Here is an 18,670-nt window from a genome sequence, read left to right on the forward strand (position 1 = left end):
TTCCCCTCCCCTCTCTCACGATGACTTCGACACAAAGCGACCTCGCAGGACTCTCGCGATTCATCTTCCGCGCCCCGAGTTGGTACGCCAGTCTCGCCTTCGCGCTCCTCCTGGCAGCGCTCGCCGGCGTCGCCGCCTTCGACTCCGGCGCGTACGCCCGCACCTGGCGCGGCCTGTTCTTCCTCGGCCGCGACGCCTGGGAAGGAATCTTCTTCATCGGCGTCCCGACCGTCGTCGCCGCGTTCGGGACGACGGGCGTCGATCGGTTCGTCGGCGGCAAACTCACGCCGAATCGCTCCTCACTCTTAGCGCTGGTCTCGGAGATCATCGTCGTCGTGATCGTCACGCTCGCCGCCATCGTCTCGGTGTTCGCCGGGCTCGAACAGCAGTTCGTCTTCGACGCGCTCGTCGTCGCGCTCGCGTCGGTGTTCGCGTTCCGCCTGCTCGTCGTGATGGCGGTCTCGCGGTCGTCGATCCTCGTCGCGGCGCTCCCGGCGAGCATCCAGACGGTCGCGGCGGCCGTGCTGCTGTTCATCTACGGCGGCACGCTCCGACTACTCTCTGTCGGCGGCACCGTCCTCGACGCGTATCTGATGCCGTACCTCGCGCGCTCGGCGGACGCGCCCGCAGAGCTATCCGCCATCTCGGCCGAGCACTTCCTCCTGCTCGGGATCACCTGCGGCCTCTACGCGCTGGCGGTGTACGCCTTCGTCGTCGCCGTCGACCGCCCGTGGCGGCGGAGTCTCGGCGTCTCGATGCTCGATTTCCTCCGCGGGTTCGTCGGCCACGTCGCCGAGGGATCACGCGAACTCGAGGAGTTCTTCCAGCAACTCGGCGAGGAGGCGATCGTCCCGGTCTCGGTGCTCTCGTTTCGCACCACGGGCGGCGACGAGAAGGCGCGGTTCGTCCTCCCGATGATCCACCCCGGTCCGATGGGTGAGATCGGCGGCGGCAACTTCCCCGAACGCGTCGCCAACGACTGCTCGGGGCTGGTCTTCCCGCCGCACGCCACCGCCGGCCACGACTTCAACCTCGTGACCGAGCGCGAGGTCGACACCATCCTCGACGCGGCAAACACCGCCGCGGATCGCGTCTCCTATTCGAGCGATGCCACCCGAAGCGTCCGGACCCGATCCGGCGAGGCGTCGATGCTCGGGCAGGCGTTCGGCGACGACGCGCTCTTGATCTCGACGTACGCGCCCGGCTTCGCCGACGATGTCGAGTACGGCGTCGGCCTCTCGGCGACGGCGGAAGCCCGGACGAGCGGCCTCGACGACGTCGTCCTCGTCGACGCGCACAACTCCAACGACGGGCTGAGCGGCCCGGACCTGGGGCACGTCACGCCCGGCTCACAGCGCGCGTTCGATATGATCGGTGCGGCCGGAATCTCCGGACAGCGGCTCTCGACGGCTGATCGACACGAACCACACCTCGGGGTCGCCTGGGACGAGACCGACTGGGAACCGGTCGACGGTATCGGACCGCTCGGCGTCCGCGTCGCCGTCACCGCCGTCGACGGTCAGGAGACGGCGTACGTACTCGTCGACGGCAACAATATGGAACCCGGACTCCGCGGCGAACTCGTCGATGCGCTCGTCGACGACGGCCCCGTCGACGAGGCGGAAGTGATGACCACCGACACACACATCGTCAACACCGTCGAGGCGGACAATCAGGTCGGGGCCGCAATCGAGTGGGACGAACTCCGCACGCTCGTCTGTGAGCTCCTCGAGGAGGCCCGCGCGGACCTCGAACCCGTCGAAGCCGGCGTCGCCGTCGAGCGCGCCGAGGTCACGGTCTTCGGGAACGACCGCACGGAGACGCTCGCCAGCCACGCGAACGCGGTCGTCGCGATGGGTGGCGCGTTCGCCGTCTCGATCATCCTCGCCGCGGTGGCGGTGAGCGTCCTGATCTTCCTGTTCGCCTGACTCGCTGGCACCCCGTCTCGGATACCCGACCGCCGACAGCGCGGTTGCTACCCGGAAAAGAAATTCCGCCGGTCGAGAAACGACGACCGACGACCGGTCTCTGTGTCCCGATTACTCGTCTTCGTCCGCCGCGAACAGTTCGTCGACGGCGTCGCCGGCGGCCCGCGCGGCCTCGTCGGCGACGGCGTCGGCATCCTGCTCTGCGTCGTCGGGAGCGTTGACGTAGACGTCGACGGCGTCGGCATCCTGCTCTGCGTCGTCGGGAGCGTTGACGTAGACGTCGACGTCGAGGACGCCCTCCTCGAACGTCACGGTCACGTCGAAGTCGGTCAGTTCCGACTGCTTGTAGTGGGCGAAGATCACGCCCTCTGCGGCCTCGGCGGCCGTCTGGACGACTTCCTCGTCGGTCGGCATCGACTTATGCGCCGGCGCCGCCGGGGCCCATCGGACCGCCGCCTGCGCCACCCTGGAGCATCTGCTGGAGCTCTTCCTGCAGGCTCTCGAACTGCTGTTCGACGCGTTCTTCCTGCTTTCCGAGCTGTTCGACGCGGATCTCGAGGCTGTCGACCTTGTCGGAAAGCTCCTCGTGTGCGTCGTCGTAGTCGGTCTCGACGAGCAGTTCGCCGACCTCGCGGTACATCGTCGTGTCCTCGTCGATCTCGTCGAGGGCGTCGAGCGCCGTCTTCGACTCGTTGAGCGTGGACTCGGCCTGTTCCTTCTGCGCGGCGACCTTCTGGGCCGTCTCCTGAAGGTCCTGCAGTTCTTCGAGTTTCTCCTGCGCTTCCGGCGGCAGATTACCCTGCATACGCGTGGCGACGGGATGCGGACTGAAAAAGGCCCGTATTCTCCGCTCGGCCTACGCTCGCGACGCTTCGGAGCAGTCGCCGTCGCCGCCGCTCACTCCGCTTGCCGTCCGGCCGTGCCCGGTCGCTCCGCACCCGCGCGTTCGACGTCTTCGGCGACGCGAACCAGCCGTATCCACGTATTTATTCCGGCGCGCAGCGCCACGAGGTCGGCGGCCGCGACGTCGACGTGGACGGTACGGCCCTCACGAGTCACGTCGGCGCGGGACCGATCGTCCGCGATCTCGTCGACTTCGACGCGGACGCTCTCGGTGACGAGCCGAGCGCGTCGCTCGTCGTCGTACTCGAAGTCGATCGCGGCTTCGTGTGCGACCCCGTCGGCGGGGGTCCCTCGGCTCGCCATCGAAGAAGGGGATTACTCGACTGGGACTTCCTTGACGTCCGGTGCGCGCTCTTTCAGCAGCACGCGGTGGCCGCAGTACGGACAGCGGACGCCGCCGTACTCGTCCAGTTCGACGTCGCGCTTACACCGGGAACACTTGTAGCTCATCGTTCAGGTAGTGGGGATAGTGGGTGTTGGATCTTTCGCGCTTACTCTTCGCCGTCGCCGGAGAGTGCGGCGCGGATGGAGCGACGGACCTGCTTGCCGCCGGGGGTCTGCGGGCGGTAGCTCCCGCCGGTGAAGACCTCGCCCGTTTCGTCGTTCTGCCAGATGCCGGGTTCGAGACGGGTGACGCTATCTTCGTCGACCGTCGCGTTCCGCATCTCCTCTTCGATCTCTTTCACGCGTCGGCGGGCAACGCGCCCGTACCGCGCGCCGAAGCGACCGGCGCTGCCGGTCGTGCGCGCCTTGTTGTCGGCCATAGTACCGCGTTGTACCTCCGGCGTCGGGATAAACCCTACGAGATGGATCTCGGTAGGACACCACCGAGTCCGGCGTGCACCGTTACACTGCTTCGAGCAAGTAGTCGAACGCGCCCGATCCCACGTGAAAGTGCGCGTAGGTCCCGAGCGTGCGGTACTCACAGAGGCCGTCGTTGGCCCCGTCGACGCCCGCGCCGCGGACCATCTCGAAGGCGTATCGAGCGTCCGGCGCGGCCGTCGCCGACGAGTAGTGGAACTCGTGGCCGCGACGCGTACCGCCCGCCGGCGCGACGAGACAGTCCTCGCGGGCGCGGACGCCGACGTGATCGAGCGCGACCGGGCGATCCGTCATCCGCGTCTCGACGGGGAGGACGCCGGCCATCTCGTGGTCGTCGCCGTCGTCGGTCTGCAGCGACTCGCCGAGGACCATCATCCCGCCGCACTCCCCGAATATGGGGAGGCCGTCCGCCGCGAGCGACCCGAGTTCGTCGAGCGTCTCCGACTCCGCGAGCGCGGCGGCGTGGCGCTCCGGGTAGCCACCGGGGAGGTAGACGGCGTCGCACTCGGGGACGGGGTCGCCCGCAACGGGCGAGAACGGCTCGGTCGACGCGCGGGCGGCGAAGCGATCACGCGTGCTCGGATAGACGAAGCGGAAGGCGTCGTCGGCGGCGACTGCGATCCGGATGCCGGTCTCGTCGGCGGCGCGGAGCGAGGGAGCGGTGTCGAGACGAGGCCGGCGAACCAGATCGAGGAGCGTGCCGGTTCGGATCTGTCGCGCCGCGCCGTCGATCGCGTCGTCGGCGACGGGCGATTCGTCGCCGAAATGGAGCCCGAGGTGGCGATCCGGGATTTCGAGACCGTCCAGCGGCGGCGTTCGCCCGACGTATCGCAGTCCCTCGACGGCGTCGCGAATCCCCTGTTCGTGTCGCCCGCCGTGGGCGCGCGCCGCCAGGAGGCCGACGACGTCGACGTCGTAACCCGCGCGCTCGGCGTACTGCTGGAAGCCGAGGGCCGTGGCGGCGACGCTCTCCATCCCCGCGGTGGCGTCGACGACGAGGACGATGGGCAGATCCAGCGCCTCGGCCACAGCGGCGGTGCTCACGTCGCCGTCGTAGAGGCCCATCATCCCCTCGACGACGCAGACGTCGCCCTCGTCGGCCCCGCGGGCGTAGGCGCGTTGGATCCCTGACTCGCCCGCCATCCAGGGATCGAGCGTCCGCGACGGCCGATCGAGGACGGCGGCGTGGTGACTCGGGTCGATGAAGTCCGGGCCGGCTTTGGCGGCGACCGGCGTCCGCCCGGCGCGTTCGAGCGCGCGACAGACGGCCAGCGTCGCGACGGTCTTGCCCACGCCGGAGGCCGTCCCGGCGAGGACGACACCAGGCAGGTCGGAGGGCACCGCGTCGGTCGTCATCGAGAGAGTGTCGACGACGCTACCGGTTAAAGGGTTCCGTGCGGAGTCGCCCGGCTACTCGCCGGACGCGTCGGTCGTTTCGCGCTCTCCTGTCGACAAGGACTCGCCGCCGGCGACACGCTCTACTCGCGCCGACTCGTCGGTCACGACACCGTACTCGGCTTCCGCGACCGATTCCGGCGGCTCCTCGTCGGTGTATCGGGAGCCGAGCGCGGCACACAACGCGTCGCGCACGCAGGCCCGTGCAGCCGACCCCACGGCGGTCGCGCTCCCGGAAAATTGCGCCGTCTCGCCCCCGGGGTCGCAGGCGACGAGGACGGCGTCGGACGTCGTCCCGGGGAACCCGGTCTCTGCGAGTAGCGTCGTCGCCTTCGCCTCGGCGGCGACGGCGACGAGGTTCGCGAGCCCCCCCGGCGCGAGTGCGCGGGTCGTCCCGACGACGACGTTGACGGTGCCGGCGTGTCTGCGCTCGTTGCCCCGGGAGCCGCCGCGTCGCTCTGGTCCAGCCTCGTCCGGCATCGGCAGCGCCGCCGGATTGTTCACGCCGGCGGTGACGACGGCTTCGACGGGACCGAGGTGCGCCCGGTGTGCGTGCCGCATCGAGACGCCCGTAAGCAACGCGGGACCTGCCTCCTCGAAGCCTGCTCGTCGGCGACGCCGCCGCACGTAGTCGGTCACGTCCACGTCGTCCCAGCCCTCGGGAACCGAGAGAAGATACGCAGCGTCCGCCCGCGACTCGCCGCCGTCGTATCCCGTCGAGAGCCACCGCGTGTCGGGTCGGTAGAGACGGCAGACCTCGTCGCGGACGGTCGTCGCGAACAGTGGCGACGAGTGGGACGCGTCCGAGGGGTCGGACTCGCGCGTCATCGATCTAACAGGGCGTCGAGCAGTCGGTCGTTCTCGTGCGGGCGGCGGACGGCAACGCGAATATGCGAATCCAGTCGCTCGAAGGTCCGCGCGTCTCGGAGCGCCACGCCCCCGGCACGAGCGCGTTCGAGGACGGCGTCGACGGAGTCGGAGTTGGGGGCGTCGCTATCGGTTTCGGCACCGATCCCGCCGTGCCCCTCGCCGACGTCGAGCAGGAGGAAGGGTGCGTCGGAGGGCGCGACGTCGAACGTCGGTTCGAGCGCGTCGCGCATCCGGACGCGCTCGGCCGCGACGCGCTCCCGCGTGCGACGGACGAACGTATCTTGGCGGAGGCAGTACGTTCCGACCGCGGCGGCGGGCGTCGAGAGCCCCCACGCCGGGCGGGCCGTTCGAAGTCGCTCGCCGAGGTCGCCGGTCGCGACGGCGAAGCCCGCGCGGATGCCGGGGAGGCCGAACATCTTCGTCAGCGAGCGAGCGACGATCGAGCCCGGTTCGCCCGCGATGCTCGGCGCGTCGGTGAAGTCGAGAAACGCCTCGTCGACGACGAGCGGCGTCTCTGCGGCCCGGCAGTCGGCCAGGAACGCCCGGAGCGCGTCGGAACCGGCGAGTTCGCCCGTCGGATTGTTCGGCGTGCAGACGACTGCCGCGTCGTAGTCGCTCGGGTCCGCGTCGAGCACCTCGTCGTGGGCGACGCCGACGGGGTCGCCCCCCTGCAACCGGATTTCGCGGGCGTATTCGCCGAAGCTCGGTTCGGGAACGAGCACGCGGTCGTCGGGCGAGACGGTGACGCCGAAGGCGAGACGGAGCGCCGCGAGCCCGCCTGCAGTCGGGACCACAGAGGCAGGATCGCAGTCGACGTAGTCGGCGGCCGCCGCGCGGAAGTCGGCGAAGTCGTCGGCGTAACGCGTCGCGTCCGCGAGCGCAGACTCGTAGACGGATGCGACGCCCTCGGGGCGGACCGGGTTCGTGTTCGCGCTGAAATCGACGAGGCCCGCGTCGTCGCTCCCGCCGTGGGGAACGCGCGAGACGGTGTCGACGCTGTCAGGGTCCACTTCTGCCCTCTGCGGCTGTTTGATCCGCCCCTTCGAGTCGGTCGAGCACGGCGTGGGTCGCGTCCGTCACGTCGCTCAATCGGCCGGCCTCGTCGGCGAGTCTGAGTGCCCCGCCCATCGCCGCGCCCTCCTTTCCGACGCCGTCGGCGTAGGCGTTCAGCGCCCCCGCCTCGGCGGCGTCGAAGCCGGGGTCGGAGACGACGAGATCGAGGTCGAGCCCTGCCGCGGCGTTGTCGAGCCCCGGTACATCGTCGGCGAGATACGGCGTCGTCGCGAGCGTCGCCCGCTCTGCGACGCCGGCGTGGCGGACGAGCGCGGCGACCGCGAGCAACTGCGTGCCGCCGCCGAGGACGACGTCGGTCCCGGATTCGAGCGCCCCCGCAGTCAGCCCGGCGGCGACGGCCAGTACCGGATCGCCGACGTATCTGAGGACGGACTCGGGGGTGTGTGCGCCGTCTCCCGGCGCGACGTCGGACCCCTCGAACGCGTCCGCGACGACGCGCTCTTTCAGGTCGAGCGGGTTCTCCGGCAGTGACGACGACGTCACCGGAATCGTCTCCTCGCCGAGCGCGCGGAGGACCGCCATCGCCGTCGTCGTCCCGCCGGGGATCGTCTCGCCGACGACGATTCGTTCGTCCGGGAGCGCGCGGCCGTACTCCCGCGCGGCCGCGAACGCGCCCGGAGCAGTCGGGACGGGGTCCGCCTCGCGAATGTCGCTACCGGGGCGTGCGCCCACGGTGACCGTCGGCGCGCCTGTCGGCCGCGCCAGGCCGCCGTCGACGACGGTCACCTCGAAGTCGAGGAGTTCCCGGACGGCCCGCGTCACCACTGCGGGCGTCGGACAGCCCGTCGGACTCACCGGCGTCACGGGCGCCCGGACCGTATCACCGTACGTCAGGATCTCGGCGTCGGCGCTCGGTGTGTGCACGAGCAACTCTCGGGACGCGCCGGCGGCGCTGATCCCGTCGACTTCGGCCGTGCGGGTCGTCCCTGCGACGAGGATTACTCGCATAGCGCCTCCGCGAGGTCTCGGTCTGCGGGTCGGTTCACGTTGACCGCGAGGCGGGCGTCGTACGTCAACGCCACGGTGTCGTCGTCGCCGGCAACGACGTTCAGTCCCGTCGGGGCGACGTCTCGCTCGTCGTGCTCGAACGCCGTATCGACGGACGCACCGAGGCGACGCTTCAGCGCGGCGGGAACGCAGACGGTGAGCGAGGTCACGGCGTCGTCGTTCCCGGACTCCGACCCAACGTCGCCACGCGCTCGTGCCACCGCGTCGTCGACGTGCTCGGCCGCGAGCAGCGGGAGGTCGGCGGGAACGGTGAGCACGGGGCGACCGACCGCGTCGAGGGCTGTAGAGAGGTCGGAGACGTAACCGTCGCCCGCTGTCTCGACGATCGAGAGCGACAGGTCCCGCGCTCGGGCCGCGGTTTCGGGTGCGTGCGGCGAGACGACGGCGTGGATGGTTCCCGTCCGTCCGATCCGACTCTCACGGAGGGCGGCGACGACTCGCGAGAGCATCGACGCCCCACCGACTTCGACCAGCGGCTTCTCGACATCGAGCGCGCGCTCGTCGTCCCCGCTCCGAAGCCGCGTTCCGCGGCCGCCGCACATCACCAGAGCGTCCATACGATCACCCCCGCGTGAACGCCGGCGACGCGGCCGAGTTCGTTCGCTGCGCCGAGGACGTCGCCGCTGATCCCGCCGAACGTACCCGCGGCCCAGCGCCCTACAAGCCAGGCGACAGCGACCGGTGCAACGAGTGCGGCGAACGGCCCCGCGTAGCCGGTCCCGACGGCGGACGCGAGCGCGAACAGCGGAAGGACGGCGACGACGACGGGAAGCAGATCAGTCGGAGTCGCGGCCTCGGTCAGCGCTGATCCGAGCCCCTCGTGGGCCGCCTTCTGCGTGCAGACGAGCAACGCGATGCCGGTCTTCGCCCCCACTTCGGCCGCGAGCGCGAGCGTGAACCCGACGAACGAGAGCGTCCCGGCGAGACCGAGCGCGCCGAGGGCGAGCGTCACGAGCGCCAGCGACACCGCGAGCGCGCCGCCGACGCCCGTCTGTGAGTCTTTGAGCACTTCGCGCCGGCGTGCGGCGTCGACGCCGCCGTGGACGGCCGCCGCATCGCCCAGGTCGGCCAGGCCGTCGGCGTGCGTGACGCCCGTGAGGAGCACGAGCGTCACGAGATACAGTGCGGCGGCGCCCGGGACCGGGATCGGCACCACGAGCGGTAGTGCGGCCAGCGCGCCGACGACGTAGCCGGCGAGCGTGATCGAGACGGGCGTGCGTCGGAACGCCTCCCAGGCTGCGTCGCCGCCGCCGACGGGGAGTCGCGTGAGAAAGCGGAGCGCCCCGCGCAGCGCGGTCAGAACCACGCGACCACCCCCGCGAGGACGAATGCGAGCACGCCCGCGCGCCGAGTCACGCGGATCGCTCTCGTCGCTGTCGCGACGTCAGGAAGCGGCGCGTCGCTGTCGAGGTCGTACGTATCCGGCTTGTGCAACCGCGCGGGCAGCAGCGCCGCCATCGTCGCCATCGGCCAGCCGGAGTTCGGCGACGACGGCTTCCGGGCGAACGCCCGAACGCGACGCCGGAACGGGAGCGCCGGCGCGCCGGCGACGACCGCGAGCAGGAGCGCCGAGAGCCGCGCCGGAGCCCACATCACGGCGTCGTCGAGGCGGGCGGGCGCCCAGCCCATCGGCTTCGAGCGGTAGCCGAGCATCGAGTCCAGCGTGTTGACGGCTTTGACCCAGGCGGCCGCGCCGGCTGCAAGCGACACCGACGACGGCAGGCCGAGCGCGCTCGCGACGCCGGCGACGGTCGCGAACGCCAGCAAGGGTGCGACGAGGCCGTCCGCGAGGTTCTCCGCGAGGCTCTCGACGGCCGCCGAGCGCACGTGTGGCGCGTCGAGCGCCGAAGCGTCGCGCCCCGCGAGCGCGCGGAGGTCGTTGCGAGCGGCGCCGAGGTCGGTGTCGCTTTCGCGAACCACTGTCCGAGCGCTCCCGAGCAGGAGTCGCAGGCTCGTGGTCGAGAAGAGCACCCCACCGGCCAGCGCCGCCCCGAGCCACGGGTGGACGCTCGTCCCGCCCGCGACGGTCGCGACCGCGGCGCCGGCGAACCCAATCGGGAGCACGACCGCGACGAGGCCGCCAGCGAGTCGCGGGCGCATCCCCAGCCAGGTCTCTCGCGCTTCGATCTCTCGCTCGATTCGTGCGACGACGCGACCCAGGAGCGCGACCGGATGGAGCCGCGCCGGGGGTTCGCCGAACGCGGCGTCGAGGCCGACCGCGAGGCCGACCGCGACCGTCGCGGTCACCGGCATTCCTCGCCTCCTCGTGAACCGTCTCCGAGCGACCCCTCGCGCCGCAGTTCCGTCGCAAGAGCGTCGAGGCCGGTGTCGTTGACGTCCCGGAACGTCCCCCCGACAGCCTCGACGCCGCCGTCTGTCGCGGGGTCGTCGCCGACGTGGACCAACCCTCCGGCTTCGACGCCGAGTTCGCCCGCGACCGTCTCGAACGCCTTCGGGTGTGGTTTGCGCCACCCGCACCCGACGCTCGTGACGATGGCATCGAAGGAGGCGCGGTCGAGTTCCGAGCGGACGAGCGTTCGCGTTACGAGCTCGGGGACCGAACAGTTCGAGAGCAAGCCGACGGCCTCGCGTTCGGTGGCCGCGGCCACGGCATCGACAGCCCCAGCACGCGTTTTGACCTCGGGGTCGAAGGCGGCGACGACAGCGCGCCGGGCGGCGTTGGCCGGGGCCTCCACGTTGCGGGCGCGGAGCGCGGCGGCGACGTGCGCGGGGAGAGGGACCTCGGCCCCCTCGGGGGCGTCGACGTGGGGTTCGGCGTAGGCCGCTCGCCAGTCGTCGGGGACGGCGACCCCGCGGTCGCGAAGCTCTGCCGCCACGGCGGCGGCGGGATCCTCGGGACGGTTGACCGCGACGAGCGTACCGAAGAGATCGAACGTAACTGCCACTACAATTGGGTCGGTGAAAGTCGACTTGAATTTGCCGGAGGTCCGGAGATCGCCCTCGATCTTGGGCCGCCCCGGGAACGTCGACCGACAGCCGTCAGACACGAAGGAAGATTCAAATAGTCGGTTGCATATGTTAAACCGATGAGTAAAATCACGTTCCGCGCCGACGACGATCTCGTCGAGCGCTTAGAGGCGCTCGACGCCTCGAAGAGCGAGGCGATGCGCGATGCGCTGCGCACCTACCTCGAGGGGGCGGACCGTGACACCGACGCCGACGCGACCGACACCGGAGCGGACGACCACTCGGCGTCCGACACCGTCGACGACGTCATCCGCGAACGCGTCGACGAACTCGTCGCCGAGCGACTCGACGAACTCGTCGGACGAGAACCGCGTGGAGCGAGAGACCTCAACGTCAACGTCACCGTCGACGGCGCGGCGTCGTCTGAAACGGTCGAAAACGGCTCCGCTGCGCCCCAGAACACGAGAGATACAGAGCGTAAGACACACGCTGCATCCGGCGACGCCGACGTCGGTGCGGACGCCCGCGAGAAGACGTGTGACAAGTGCGGTGAAACCGTCGACGGTGAGCACGTATACTGCCCTAACTGCGGGGAGAAGGCATCTCATCGGGTCTTCTGTGAGTGCGGCGACGAACTCAGATCCGACTGGGCGTTCTGCCCGAGCTGTGGACGCCGGACGTCGGCAGCCGACGTCCTCGAACGGACGTAAACGGCACTGAAACTAGCGTATACGCGGATTTCACGTATTTGTCTTACGGCCGGCGTTACTTTTATAATGTATCGCTCTGTGGTAATCTCTGCGTAAGACGGTCGTCTTACAGAACCGTCGGGGGCGGGGGAGAGATCCGCTGTCTGCCGATTTCGGTGGTGTAAGACGTTCGCACGGACTGTGCGCGCCGTCTTACCGGGGGAATGCAACAATGGAGCGTGTGACACTACGAATTCCGAAGCAGCAGATCGAGGAGGTCGAACAGATGGTCGAGACCGGGGAGTTCCCGAACCGGTCGGAGGCGATCCGCTCGGCTGTGCGTGAGATGATCAACGAACAACAGGCCGAGAGCCGCGACTCGCCAACCAAACACACGTGGGCCAAGGTGTAAGACGATGCAAGATATTGTCAGAGAGGCTATGGAGCGCGACGAGGAAGAGCGCGACGCAACCACCGAGGCTCCGGATGGTGACGAGTTCGGGAGCCCCCGAATCGTCATCGTCGGTTGCGGCGGCGCCGGCAACAACACGGTCAATCGCCTCTACAACATCGGCGTCGACGGTGCTGACACGGTGGCGATCAACACCGACAAACAGCACCTCAAGATGATCGAGGCGGACACGAAGATCCTCGTCGGCAAGTCGCTGACGCAGGGACTCGGCGCCGGCGGCGACCCCTCGATGGGCGAGCGCGCGACTGAGATGGCCCAGGGGACGATCAAGGAAGTCCTCGGCGAGGCCGACCTCGTCTTCGTCACCGCGGGGATGGGTGGTGGCACCGGCACCGGTGCCGCGCCGGTCGTCTCGAAGATCGCCAAAGAACAGGGCGCGATCGTCGTCGGGATGGTCTCGACGCCGTTCAACGTCGAGCGCGCGCGGACAGTCAAAGCCGAGGAGGGGCTCGAAAAGCTTCGTAACGAAGCCGACTCGATCATCGTCCTCGACAACAACCGGCTGCTCGACTACGTCCCGAACCTCCCGATCGGCAAGGCGTTCTCGGTGATGGACCAGATCATCGCCGAGACGGTCAAGGGCATCTCCGAGACCATCACCCAGCCCTCGCTGATCAATCTGGACTACGCTGATATGTCCACGATTATGGATCAGGGTGGCGTCGCGGTGATGCTCGTCGGACAGACCCAGGACAAGAACAAGACCCAGGAGGTCGTCAACGACGCGATGAACCACCCGCTCTTGGACGTCGACTACCGCGGCGCCTCGGGCGGACTCGTCCACATCACGGGCGGCCCCGACCTCACGCTGAAGGAGGCCGAGGGCATCGCGAACAACATCACAGAGCGGCTCGAAGCGCGGGCGAACGTCATCTGGGGCGCACGCATCCGCGACGAGTACAAGGGCAAAGTCCGCGTGATGGCCATTATGACGGGCGTCCAGTCCGCGCAGGTGCTCGGACCGTCGACCCAGAAGCAGGCCGATCGGTCCCGTCAGAGTCTCGAATCTTCGGAATTCGACGCAAGCGACAACGTCGAACTCGCGCAGAACGGATCCGGCGCCAACACCGGATCGACTGCCACGGGCGGCTCCTGGCAGTCAGACGGGGGGCGAGAACAGCGCGAACAGCAGAACGGACTCGACGTCATCCGCTAAGCGCAGACGTCAACTTCCCGGCCGATTCCAGTCCGGCCGGGATGCGCCGGCTATCGGCGTACGCGGCCCGTTGTCTCCAACCGTCCGGTCGTTTCGGCTCGGCCATATCCGCTTTTTCAGCCGTAATCCGCACACAGACCGTCCGGTTCAGACGGCCTCAAGCGACTCCAACAGCCGACATTTCCGGCAGACGTCCCGCGTCGTCTGCGAGCCACAGCGTTCGCATTCGCGCATCTCCGGCGTCGACTCCCCACGGTAGCGATCGGCGGCCATCGACGCCAACTCCTCGTAGCCCGAGATGATCGAGTGTCTCGTCCCGGGGTGGCCGTCCTCCAGTTTCAGCAACAGTTCCTGGATCTCGCCGCGGAACGCCTCGGAGGCGTGCGGACACTCGGTGATGTGCGCCGGGAGGTCTCGCAGGTGCGCATACAGCGCGACCTCCTTCTCCGGCACGTCGCGCAGCGGTTTCGCGCGCGGCACGAAGTGTTCGGACTCGGTCCGCTCGTCGAAGGGGCCGAGGCTGGCGTCGAAGTGTTTCGCCATCTGTTCGACGTCGCCTTCGAGGATGTTCATCAGCGCCGTCTGGGCCTCGTCGTCGAGGTTGTGGCCCGTCAGCATAATGTCGGCGTCGAACTCCTCGGCGTACGTTTCGAGCAGGTCCCGACGGAACACGCCGCAGTACGCACAGGCGGCCATTCCCTCGGGGTCGTCCTCGACGACTTCGTCCATCCGGATTCCGAACTCCTCGTCGTAGGAGACGAGTTCGTGCTGGATGTCGAGGTCGTCGGAGAGTTCGACGCAGGCGTCGACGCTCTCGTCGCGGTAGCCCTCGATCCCTTCGTGGATCGTCAACGCGAGAATCTCGATGCGTGGATCCTGGCCGAACGTCTCGTCGAGGATCTGGGTGAGCACGACGCTGTCTTTGCCGCCAGAGAGGCCGACGACCCAGCGCTCGGGGTCCTCTGGCGAGGCGTCCCGTGGCACGAGTCCGTCCTGACGGATCCGCCGACGGACGCGTTTCTCCACCGACGCGCAGAAGTGCTCCTCACACAGGTGTGCGCCGGAGTAGCCAGCGTGCATCACGGCGTCGCGGCCGCACTTGTCGCACTCCATCGATGCGGCGTTGGCGATGCGGGAGGATACGGGTTTCGTCTCGACCGTTCGAGTAGCGAGAAACGACGTCAACAGAATGGGGAACGCGTGATCGAGGGAGAGGGGGGATGGGGGAAGGCACCCCAGGGTTGCGTTGCCCCGAGTGGTCACCGTCGCGATGACCGGTCGATCGACACCCCAGAGGTGCCACTGTGACGTAAGCACACCCCACTCAAAATTCCTCCGAAACCGCAGTGCCGAGTGGATATATGTCACTCGTCTGACGTCCTTGGGCGGCCGAAAGGGTACTGGCTCTGACAGCGGCGCGGACGACACCTCTCACCCGCCGGCCGTCGAAACACATTCGGCCCCCGACTCCCGATAGCGCGGTATGGAACGCGCGAGTGCGTTAGACCGGGTCGAAGCCGTCCTCGACGCGGTCGAGTCCGAGTCGATGCCGGTCCCCGTGCGCGAGGTGTGGGTCTACGGCGACGTCGCGCTCGGACTCGACCCCGTCGAACGCCTGGATATCTACCTGACGAAAGATCTCATCCTCCGGGGCGACGCCGACGCCGCCGCGGAGTTCGAGGCCACCCACGGCGTGAAAGGCGTCGGCCGGAGCGTCTCCGCGGAGTGGGCCGAAGCGAACCCGGAGCTCCTCCGCACGAACGCCAGCGGCCACGCTGCCCCCGAAAAGTGTCTCGCGGCGCAGCTCGTGCCCGGCGACGAGCCGATCCACCTGGAAGTGTGTAACGCCTCCTTCGAGGACAACGTCCAGCAGCGGTTGAAGGGCGCACTCGCCCGCGACGCCTACGAGCAGATTCTCGACCCGCGCGGCGTCTGTCTGTACGCCGAGGACCAGCGCTCGGAGTCGGCGCTCGAAAAGCTCCGCGGCGGCGAGTTGGTCTTCCCGACGCTCGAAGAGTCGCTGTCGATGCTCGGTCTCGACGAGGGGACGGCCGGCGAGGCCGCCGACGCTGTGAAGGACTACCGCGCGTCGCAGACGGGTCGGACCGTCCGCGGCGACGTCGTCTGACGCCGGCTCTCGTGTCGATTCGGATTCAGCCGCCTTCGCCCACGTTCATACGCTCTCGCTCACGCGCCCGACGACGACGTCGAACGGGACCACTTCGGCGCGCCGATACCGCTCTTCGCGCATCGCCTCGACGACCTCGCGCCCCATCTCGCGCCACTCGCGTCTGAGCCTGTCGTACTCCGTGGCCGAGAGCGTCCGTCGTAGTTCCGCCTCGTGTTCTGTCAGGGCCGCGCCGCTGGCTTTCCGCGCGGCCGCTGTGAGTTCCGTCCCGTCGTACGGGGGTTCGATCAGTTTCCGGTGGTAGTAGCGTCGCGTCTGCACCGCTTCGAGCCCGGCGTCGCGAAACAGCGAGACCAGCCGGTCGCCCATCGCGACGTCAGTCTCGACGCCCTCGATGTACGCCTCGCGGACGCTCCGTTCCAGTTCGACCTCCGCAGCGACGGTGGAGTCGACGCCGACGTCGGCGTTGTCGGGTTCGACGGCGGCGACCAGTTCGGTCGAGCAGTCGGCGAAGGCCCGAAGCGCGGTGACCGGATCGGGGAGGTTGACTAACAGCGCCTGGCAGACGACTATGTCGAAGGAGTCTGGTCGGAACGGTGGCCGTGTCGCATCGCCGGCGACGACGTCGAGGCCGGTCTGTTCGCGCGCTACCGCCAGGAGGTCGGGGTCGGCGTCGAGACAGACGACGCGCCCCGGCGACTCCTCGTCGAGAACGCGGGCGAGTTCGCCCGTGCCGCTGCCCGCGTCGAGGATCCGTTCACGGTCCGCGAGCGAGAGCGGTTCTAACGCCTCGCGGGACTGCTCCCACATCCCCTCGCGCGTCCGACGCAGGTACTCCGGCGAGAACTTCCGCACGGGCGTCCGTTCCGGTGGCGCGCTAAAAAGCGAGTCGGTCACGCCTCGCGCCGCCGGTCGAGCAGCGCCGCTCCGGCCGCCCCACCGACGAGCGCCGAGAGAGCGGCGACGACGCCGAACCCGGGATTCTCGGCCGACGTGCTCGAGCGCGTGTCGCCCCCGGCCTCCGCCGACTTCGCGGTCGGTTCGACGGTCTGCGGCGATGTCGGCGCCGATTCAGACGTGGCCGATCCGTTCGCGACTGTCCCCTCGACAGTCGCCGTCGCGTCTTCCGTCGCGGTCGGCGTCTCCGCCGGTGCCGTCGTCAGTGCCGCGAGCACGCCGGCGTGATCCGACGGCCATCGTCTCGTCGCACCGTCGACGTCGACGGCCTCTACCCCGAACCGACGCACGTGACTCGCGCGGATGCCGTCGACGAACACGTGATCGATCCGCCGCGTCAGTCCGTCCTCGTCCGGCGGCCGCAGCGACGACGGCCGACAGCACGTCCCGCTGATCCGCGCTTCCGGTGTCGCTGCCGTGCTTCCGTTGGCTGCCGTCTCGCCGGTGGCGCTCGTTCCTTCGACTGCGACATCCGAGAGCGTCTCCGTCAGGATCTCGTACGCGTCGCGCTCGCCGTCTGGACCGTCGTTGAAGTCGCCGAGGGCGACGAGCGGCGTGGATCCGGCATCGACCGCGGACGCGAACTCGGTGGCCTGTGCGGTCCGGACGCTTTCGAGCGCCGATTCGAGGTGCGTGTTCAGGACCGAGAGCGGTTCGCCCGCGACGCGCAGGTCGGCCCGGGCGTACCCGCGTTCGATCTCGACGGACCGCTCGGCGCTGAGCGGGAGCGTGAGCGATGCGTCGAACGTCGCTGTCGACGTGTCCTGGACGGTCACGTCGGCGTCTTCGCGAACGAGAATCGCGTCTCGGTCGGTCAGCCGAACGTCGATCGCCTCGCCGTCGACGCGGCCCGGAAATTCGAGATCGGCGTTCGTCGCGACTGCGACCGGGCGGTACGGCGTCTCGCGAGCGCGCAACGCCGCGCGGAGCGCGTCGAGGAAGTCGAAGACGATACCGTCGGCGTCGGGCGATTCGGGGTCGTTGCCCGTCCGGGGGCCCCGGCGGACGATCGCCGCCTCCTGTACGCCGACGATCGCCGGTCGCCGCTGTGTGAGTTCCTGGGCGATGGCCACCATCCGTTCGCGGGGCCTGCTCTTTCGCACGTCTGTGTAGAGCGCCCCGACGCGCTCGGGGACGGTCGCCTCGTCGTTGTCGCGCGCGATCGACAGAAAGTCCGCGCCGAGGCCGAGATTCTGCGTCGCGATGGAGACGGAGAGATCACCGTCGCTGGCTACCGCTCTCGCGCCGGTAGCTCCGGATTCGGTGTCAGGGCTGGCGGTCGCGAGGCTTCGTTCGGCTGCACCACTCGCCAGAAGCGTCGTGGCAGCCAACGACCCGCCCCCGACGCGGAGTATCCCTCGGCGAGTCCACGGCGCGTCGGTCGCGGCTGCAGAGCGGTCGGTGTCGTCCACGGATAGTCGAACGTTGGGCGTATCGCTTGAAGAACGTTCGTTCAGCGAACCCGAGCGGTTCCGGCCGCTGGCGATGCCGGCGGCTACTCCGCTCGAAGGTCGCGGACCCGCTCGATGTTCCAGGCGAAGCCCTTCCCGCCCTCGTTTGGTGTCTCTAAGACGAGCGGGACGTCGCGAATCGCGTCGTGGTTGACGAACGCGGACATTCCGTCCTCACCGATCAGGCCCTCGCCGATGTGGGCGTGCTCGTCTTTGTTCGTCCCACACTCGTGCTTCGAGTCGTTCAGGTGGACGCACGCGAGGTTCTCGATGCCGACCTCGGCGTCCAGTTCTCCGAGCGTCTCGTCGACCCCGCCGGAGGTCGAGAGATCGTAGCCCGCGGCGAAGGCGTGGGCGGTGTCGAGACAGATTTCGAGGTCCTGTGTGCTCTCGTCGAGGACGTAACCGAGGTGTTCGAACTCGTCGCCCATCTTCGTCCCCGATCCAGCGTCGGACTCGACGAGGACAGTGACGCCGTCAGGAATGTCGAGTTCGTCGAGCGCCGAGACGGCGTTGTCGAGGCCCTGCTGTTCGCCAGCGCCGGTGTGTGCGCCCAGGTGGACGTTCACGTAGGGAATGTCGAGTTTCGCGGCGGTGTCGACCTCCTGCTGCATCGAGTCGATCGATTTCGCGCGGAGGTCGTCTTTGGGCGTACAGAGGTTGACGAGATACGACGAGTGGATGACCCAGGGGCCGACGTCGTTCTCGACCGACGATTCGCGGAACGCCGCGGCGTCGTCGTCGTCGATGTTCGGATCCTGCCAGACCTGGGGGGAGTGCGTGAAGATCTGTCCGCAGTTACCACCGTCGTCGAGCTGTCGATCCACGGCGTTCGCGACGCCGCCGGCGATCGACTCGTGTGCGCCAACTCGCATACTCGATCGCTGGT

At 68.9% G+C, this 18,670-nt stretch carries 22 protein-coding genes; 5 read left to right on the top strand and 17 right to left on the bottom strand.

The window, feature by feature from the left end:
- The first annotated feature begins 20 nt into the window (after positions 1 to 20).
- Positions 21 to 1,928: a DUF2070 family protein gene (locus tag NO347_RS01030; RefSeq protein ID WP_256287871.1), complete on the top strand. Its 1,908-nt coding sequence runs from the start codon at positions 21 to 23 to the stop codon at positions 1,926 to 1,928.
- Between the two features lie 111 nt (positions 1,929 to 2,039).
- Here the strand turns inward: NO347_RS01030 and NO347_RS01035 are convergent, their stop codons facing one another.
- The 13 genes from NO347_RS01035 to NO347_RS01095 form a co-directional block, all read right to left on the bottom strand.
- Positions 2,040 to 2,342: a DUF3194 domain-containing protein gene (locus NO347_RS01035; protein ID WP_256287872.1), complete on the bottom strand. Its 303-nt coding sequence runs from the start codon at positions 2,340 to 2,342 to the stop codon at positions 2,040 to 2,042.
- Positions 2,343 to 2,346: 4 nt separating this feature from the next.
- Positions 2,347 to 2,733, bottom strand: coding sequence for a prefoldin subunit beta (locus NO347_RS01040; protein ID WP_121568870.1), 387 nt, complete (start codon positions 2,731 to 2,733; stop codon positions 2,347 to 2,349).
- Positions 2,734 to 2,825: 92 nt separating this feature from the next.
- Positions 2,826 to 3,134, bottom strand: a complete 309-nt coding sequence (locus tag NO347_RS01045) for a KEOPS complex subunit Pcc1 (protein ID WP_256287873.1) — start codon at positions 3,132 to 3,134, stop codon at positions 2,826 to 2,828.
- 12 nt (positions 3,135 to 3,146) lie between these two features.
- A complete protein-coding gene (locus NO347_RS01050; RefSeq protein ID WP_089764242.1) occupies positions 3,147 to 3,281 on the bottom strand; it encodes a DNA-directed RNA polymerase subunit P in 135 nt (44 codons plus the stop codon).
- Between the two features lie 41 nt (positions 3,282 to 3,322).
- The gene (locus tag NO347_RS01055; protein ID WP_121568868.1) at positions 3,323 to 3,595 is read right to left on the bottom strand and encodes an eL43 family ribosomal protein; all 273 of its coding nucleotides are present in this window, start codon (positions 3,593 to 3,595) and stop codon (positions 3,323 to 3,325) included.
- A gap of 82 nt (positions 3,596 to 3,677) precedes the next feature.
- Positions 3,678 to 4,982: a cobyrinic acid a,c-diamide synthase CobB gene (locus NO347_RS01060; RefSeq protein WP_256288410.1), complete on the bottom strand. Its 1,305-nt coding sequence runs from the start codon at positions 4,980 to 4,982 to the stop codon at positions 3,678 to 3,680.
- Positions 4,983 to 5,063: 81 nt separating this feature from the next.
- Positions 5,064 to 5,831 carry an adenosylcobinamide amidohydrolase gene (locus NO347_RS01065; protein WP_256288411.1) on the bottom strand — a complete coding sequence of 256 codons (768 nt, stop codon included), beginning with the start codon at positions 5,829 to 5,831 and terminating at the stop codon, positions 5,064 to 5,066.
- A gap of 41 nt (positions 5,832 to 5,872) precedes the next feature.
- Complete coding sequence (locus NO347_RS01070; RefSeq protein WP_256287874.1) at positions 5,873 to 6,928, bottom strand: aminotransferase class I/II-fold pyridoxal phosphate-dependent enzyme; 1,056 nt, start codon at positions 6,926 to 6,928, stop codon at positions 5,873 to 5,875.
- Positions 6,918 to 7,940, bottom strand: a complete 1,023-nt coding sequence (locus NO347_RS01075; RefSeq protein ID WP_256287875.1) for a nicotinate-nucleotide--dimethylbenzimidazole phosphoribosyltransferase — start codon at positions 7,938 to 7,940, stop codon at positions 6,918 to 6,920. Before NO347_RS01075 ends, NO347_RS01070 begins: the two co-directional genes overlap by 11 nt.
- Positions 7,931 to 8,557, bottom strand: a complete 627-nt coding sequence (locus tag NO347_RS01080) for an NTP transferase domain-containing protein (protein ID WP_256287876.1) — start codon at positions 8,555 to 8,557, stop codon at positions 7,931 to 7,933. The genes NO347_RS01075 and NO347_RS01080 overlap by 10 nt, the downstream gene beginning before the upstream one ends.
- Positions 8,542 to 9,306, bottom strand: coding sequence for an adenosylcobinamide-GDP ribazoletransferase (cobS, locus tag NO347_RS01085; RefSeq protein ID WP_256287877.1), 765 nt, complete (start codon positions 9,304 to 9,306; stop codon positions 8,542 to 8,544). Before cobS ends, NO347_RS01080 begins: the two co-directional genes overlap by 16 nt.
- Complete coding sequence (gene cbiB, locus NO347_RS01090) at positions 9,297 to 10,253, bottom strand: adenosylcobinamide-phosphate synthase CbiB (RefSeq protein ID WP_256287878.1); 957 nt, start codon at positions 10,251 to 10,253, stop codon at positions 9,297 to 9,299. The genes cobS and cbiB overlap by 10 nt, the downstream gene beginning before the upstream one ends.
- A complete protein-coding gene (locus NO347_RS01095) occupies positions 10,244 to 10,906 on the bottom strand; it encodes an HAD family hydrolase (RefSeq protein ID WP_256287879.1) in 663 nt (220 codons plus the stop codon). Before NO347_RS01095 ends, cbiB begins: the two co-directional genes overlap by 10 nt.
- Before the next feature lie 141 nt (positions 10,907 to 11,047).
- On the opposite strand from NO347_RS01095, the gene NO347_RS01100 reads away from it, so the two are divergent.
- The 3 genes from NO347_RS01100 (at position 11,048) to ftsZ (ending at position 13,245) form a co-directional block, all read left to right on the top strand.
- Complete coding sequence (locus tag NO347_RS01100) at positions 11,048 to 11,638, top strand: double zinc ribbon domain-containing protein (RefSeq protein ID WP_256287880.1); 591 nt, start codon at positions 11,048 to 11,050, stop codon at positions 11,636 to 11,638.
- Between the two features lie 211 nt (positions 11,639 to 11,849).
- Positions 11,850 to 12,029, top strand: coding sequence for a ribbon-helix-helix domain-containing protein (locus NO347_RS01105; RefSeq protein ID WP_121558722.1), 180 nt, complete (start codon positions 11,850 to 11,852; stop codon positions 12,027 to 12,029).
- A 4-nt stretch (positions 12,030 to 12,033) separates the two neighbouring features.
- On the top strand, positions 12,034 to 13,245 hold the full coding sequence (ftsZ, locus tag NO347_RS01110) for a cell division protein FtsZ (protein ID WP_256287881.1): 1,212 nt from the start codon (positions 12,034 to 12,036) through the stop codon (positions 13,243 to 13,245).
- Positions 13,246 to 13,392: 147 nt separating this feature from the next.
- Here ftsZ and ncsA read toward each other — a convergent pair whose 3' ends face one another.
- Positions 13,393 to 14,358: a tRNA 2-thiolation protein NcsA gene (gene ncsA, locus NO347_RS01115; RefSeq protein WP_256287882.1), complete on the bottom strand. Its 966-nt coding sequence runs from the start codon at positions 14,356 to 14,358 to the stop codon at positions 13,393 to 13,395.
- 370 nt (positions 14,359 to 14,728) lie between these two features.
- On the opposite strand from ncsA, the gene NO347_RS01120 reads away from it, so the two are divergent.
- A complete protein-coding gene (locus NO347_RS01120; protein ID WP_256287883.1) occupies positions 14,729 to 15,373 on the top strand; it encodes a DUF7095 family protein in 645 nt (214 codons plus the stop codon).
- A 45-nt stretch (positions 15,374 to 15,418) separates the two neighbouring features.
- Here the strand turns inward: NO347_RS01120 and NO347_RS01125 are convergent, their stop codons facing one another.
- The 3 genes from NO347_RS01125 to NO347_RS01135 all read right to left on the bottom strand — a co-directional run bounded on the left by NO347_RS01125 (position 15,419) and on the right by NO347_RS01135 (position 18,656).
- Positions 15,419 to 16,228 carry a class I SAM-dependent methyltransferase gene (locus NO347_RS01125; protein ID WP_256287884.1) on the bottom strand — a complete coding sequence of 270 codons (810 nt, stop codon included), beginning with the start codon at positions 16,226 to 16,228 and terminating at the stop codon, positions 15,419 to 15,421.
- A gap of 38 nt (positions 16,229 to 16,266) precedes the next feature.
- Positions 16,267 to 17,742, bottom strand: a complete 1,476-nt coding sequence (locus tag NO347_RS01130; protein WP_256287885.1) for an endonuclease/exonuclease/phosphatase family protein — start codon at positions 17,740 to 17,742, stop codon at positions 16,267 to 16,269.
- Between the two features lie 83 nt (positions 17,743 to 17,825).
- Positions 17,826 to 18,656 (bottom strand): deoxyribonuclease IV, encoded by an 831-nt coding sequence (locus NO347_RS01135; RefSeq protein WP_256288412.1) that lies wholly within the window; start codon positions 18,654 to 18,656, stop codon positions 17,826 to 17,828.
- Positions 18,657 to 18,670 lie beyond the last annotated feature (14 nt).

This window comes from Halobellus inordinatus (assembly GCF_024464655.1).
Taxonomy (GTDB): domain Archaea; phylum Halobacteriota; class Halobacteria; order Halobacteriales; family Haloferacaceae; genus Haloquadratum; species Haloquadratum inordinatus.

What these genes read in the sequence shown, in the direction of transcription:
- NO347_RS01030 (WP_256287871.1), top strand. Translation starts at nt 21, where the DNA reads ATGACTTCGACACAAAGCGACCTCGCAGGACTCTCGCGATTCATCTTC.
- NO347_RS01035 (WP_256287872.1), bottom strand. Translation starts at nt 2,342, where the DNA reads ATGCCGACCGACGAGGAAGTCGTCCAGACGGCCGCCGAGGCCGCAGAG.
- NO347_RS01040 (WP_121568870.1), bottom strand. Translation starts at nt 2,733, where the DNA reads ATGCAGGGTAATCTGCCGCCGGAAGCGCAGGAGAAACTCGAAGAACTG.
- NO347_RS01045 (WP_256287873.1), bottom strand. Translation starts at nt 3,134, where the DNA reads ATGGCGAGCCGAGGGACCCCCGCCGACGGGGTCGCACACGAAGCCGCG.
- NO347_RS01050 (WP_089764242.1), bottom strand. Translation starts at nt 3,281, where the DNA reads ATGAGCTACAAGTGTTCCCGGTGTAAGCGCGACGTCGAACTGGACGAG.
- NO347_RS01055 (WP_121568868.1), bottom strand. Translation starts at nt 3,595, where the DNA reads ATGGCCGACAACAAGGCGCGCACGACCGGCAGCGCCGGTCGCTTCGGC.
- NO347_RS01075 (WP_256287875.1), bottom strand. Translation starts at nt 7,940, where the DNA reads ATGCGAGTAATCCTCGTCGCAGGGACGACCCGCACGGCCGAAGTCGAC.
- NO347_RS01080 (WP_256287876.1), bottom strand. Translation starts at nt 8,557, where the DNA reads ATGGACGCTCTGGTGATGTGCGGCGGCCGCGGAACGCGGCTTCGGAGC.
- cbiB (WP_256287878.1), bottom strand. Translation starts at nt 10,253, where the DNA reads ATGCCGGTGACCGCGACGGTCGCGGTCGGCCTCGCGGTCGGCCTCGAC.
- NO347_RS01100 (WP_256287880.1), top strand. Translation starts at nt 11,048, where the DNA reads ATGAGTAAAATCACGTTCCGCGCCGACGACGATCTCGTCGAGCGCTTA.
- NO347_RS01105 (WP_121558722.1), top strand. Translation starts at nt 11,850, where the DNA reads ATGGAGCGTGTGACACTACGAATTCCGAAGCAGCAGATCGAGGAGGTC.
- ftsZ (WP_256287881.1), top strand. Translation starts at nt 12,034, where the DNA reads ATGCAAGATATTGTCAGAGAGGCTATGGAGCGCGACGAGGAAGAGCGC.
- ncsA (WP_256287882.1), bottom strand. Translation starts at nt 14,358, where the DNA reads ATGGAGTGCGACAAGTGCGGCCGCGACGCCGTGATGCACGCTGGCTAC.
- NO347_RS01120 (WP_256287883.1), top strand. Translation starts at nt 14,729, where the DNA reads ATGGAACGCGCGAGTGCGTTAGACCGGGTCGAAGCCGTCCTCGACGCG.
- NO347_RS01135 (WP_256288412.1), bottom strand. Translation starts at nt 18,656, where the DNA reads ATGCGAGTTGGCGCACACGAGTCGATCGCCGGCGGCGTCGCGAACGCC.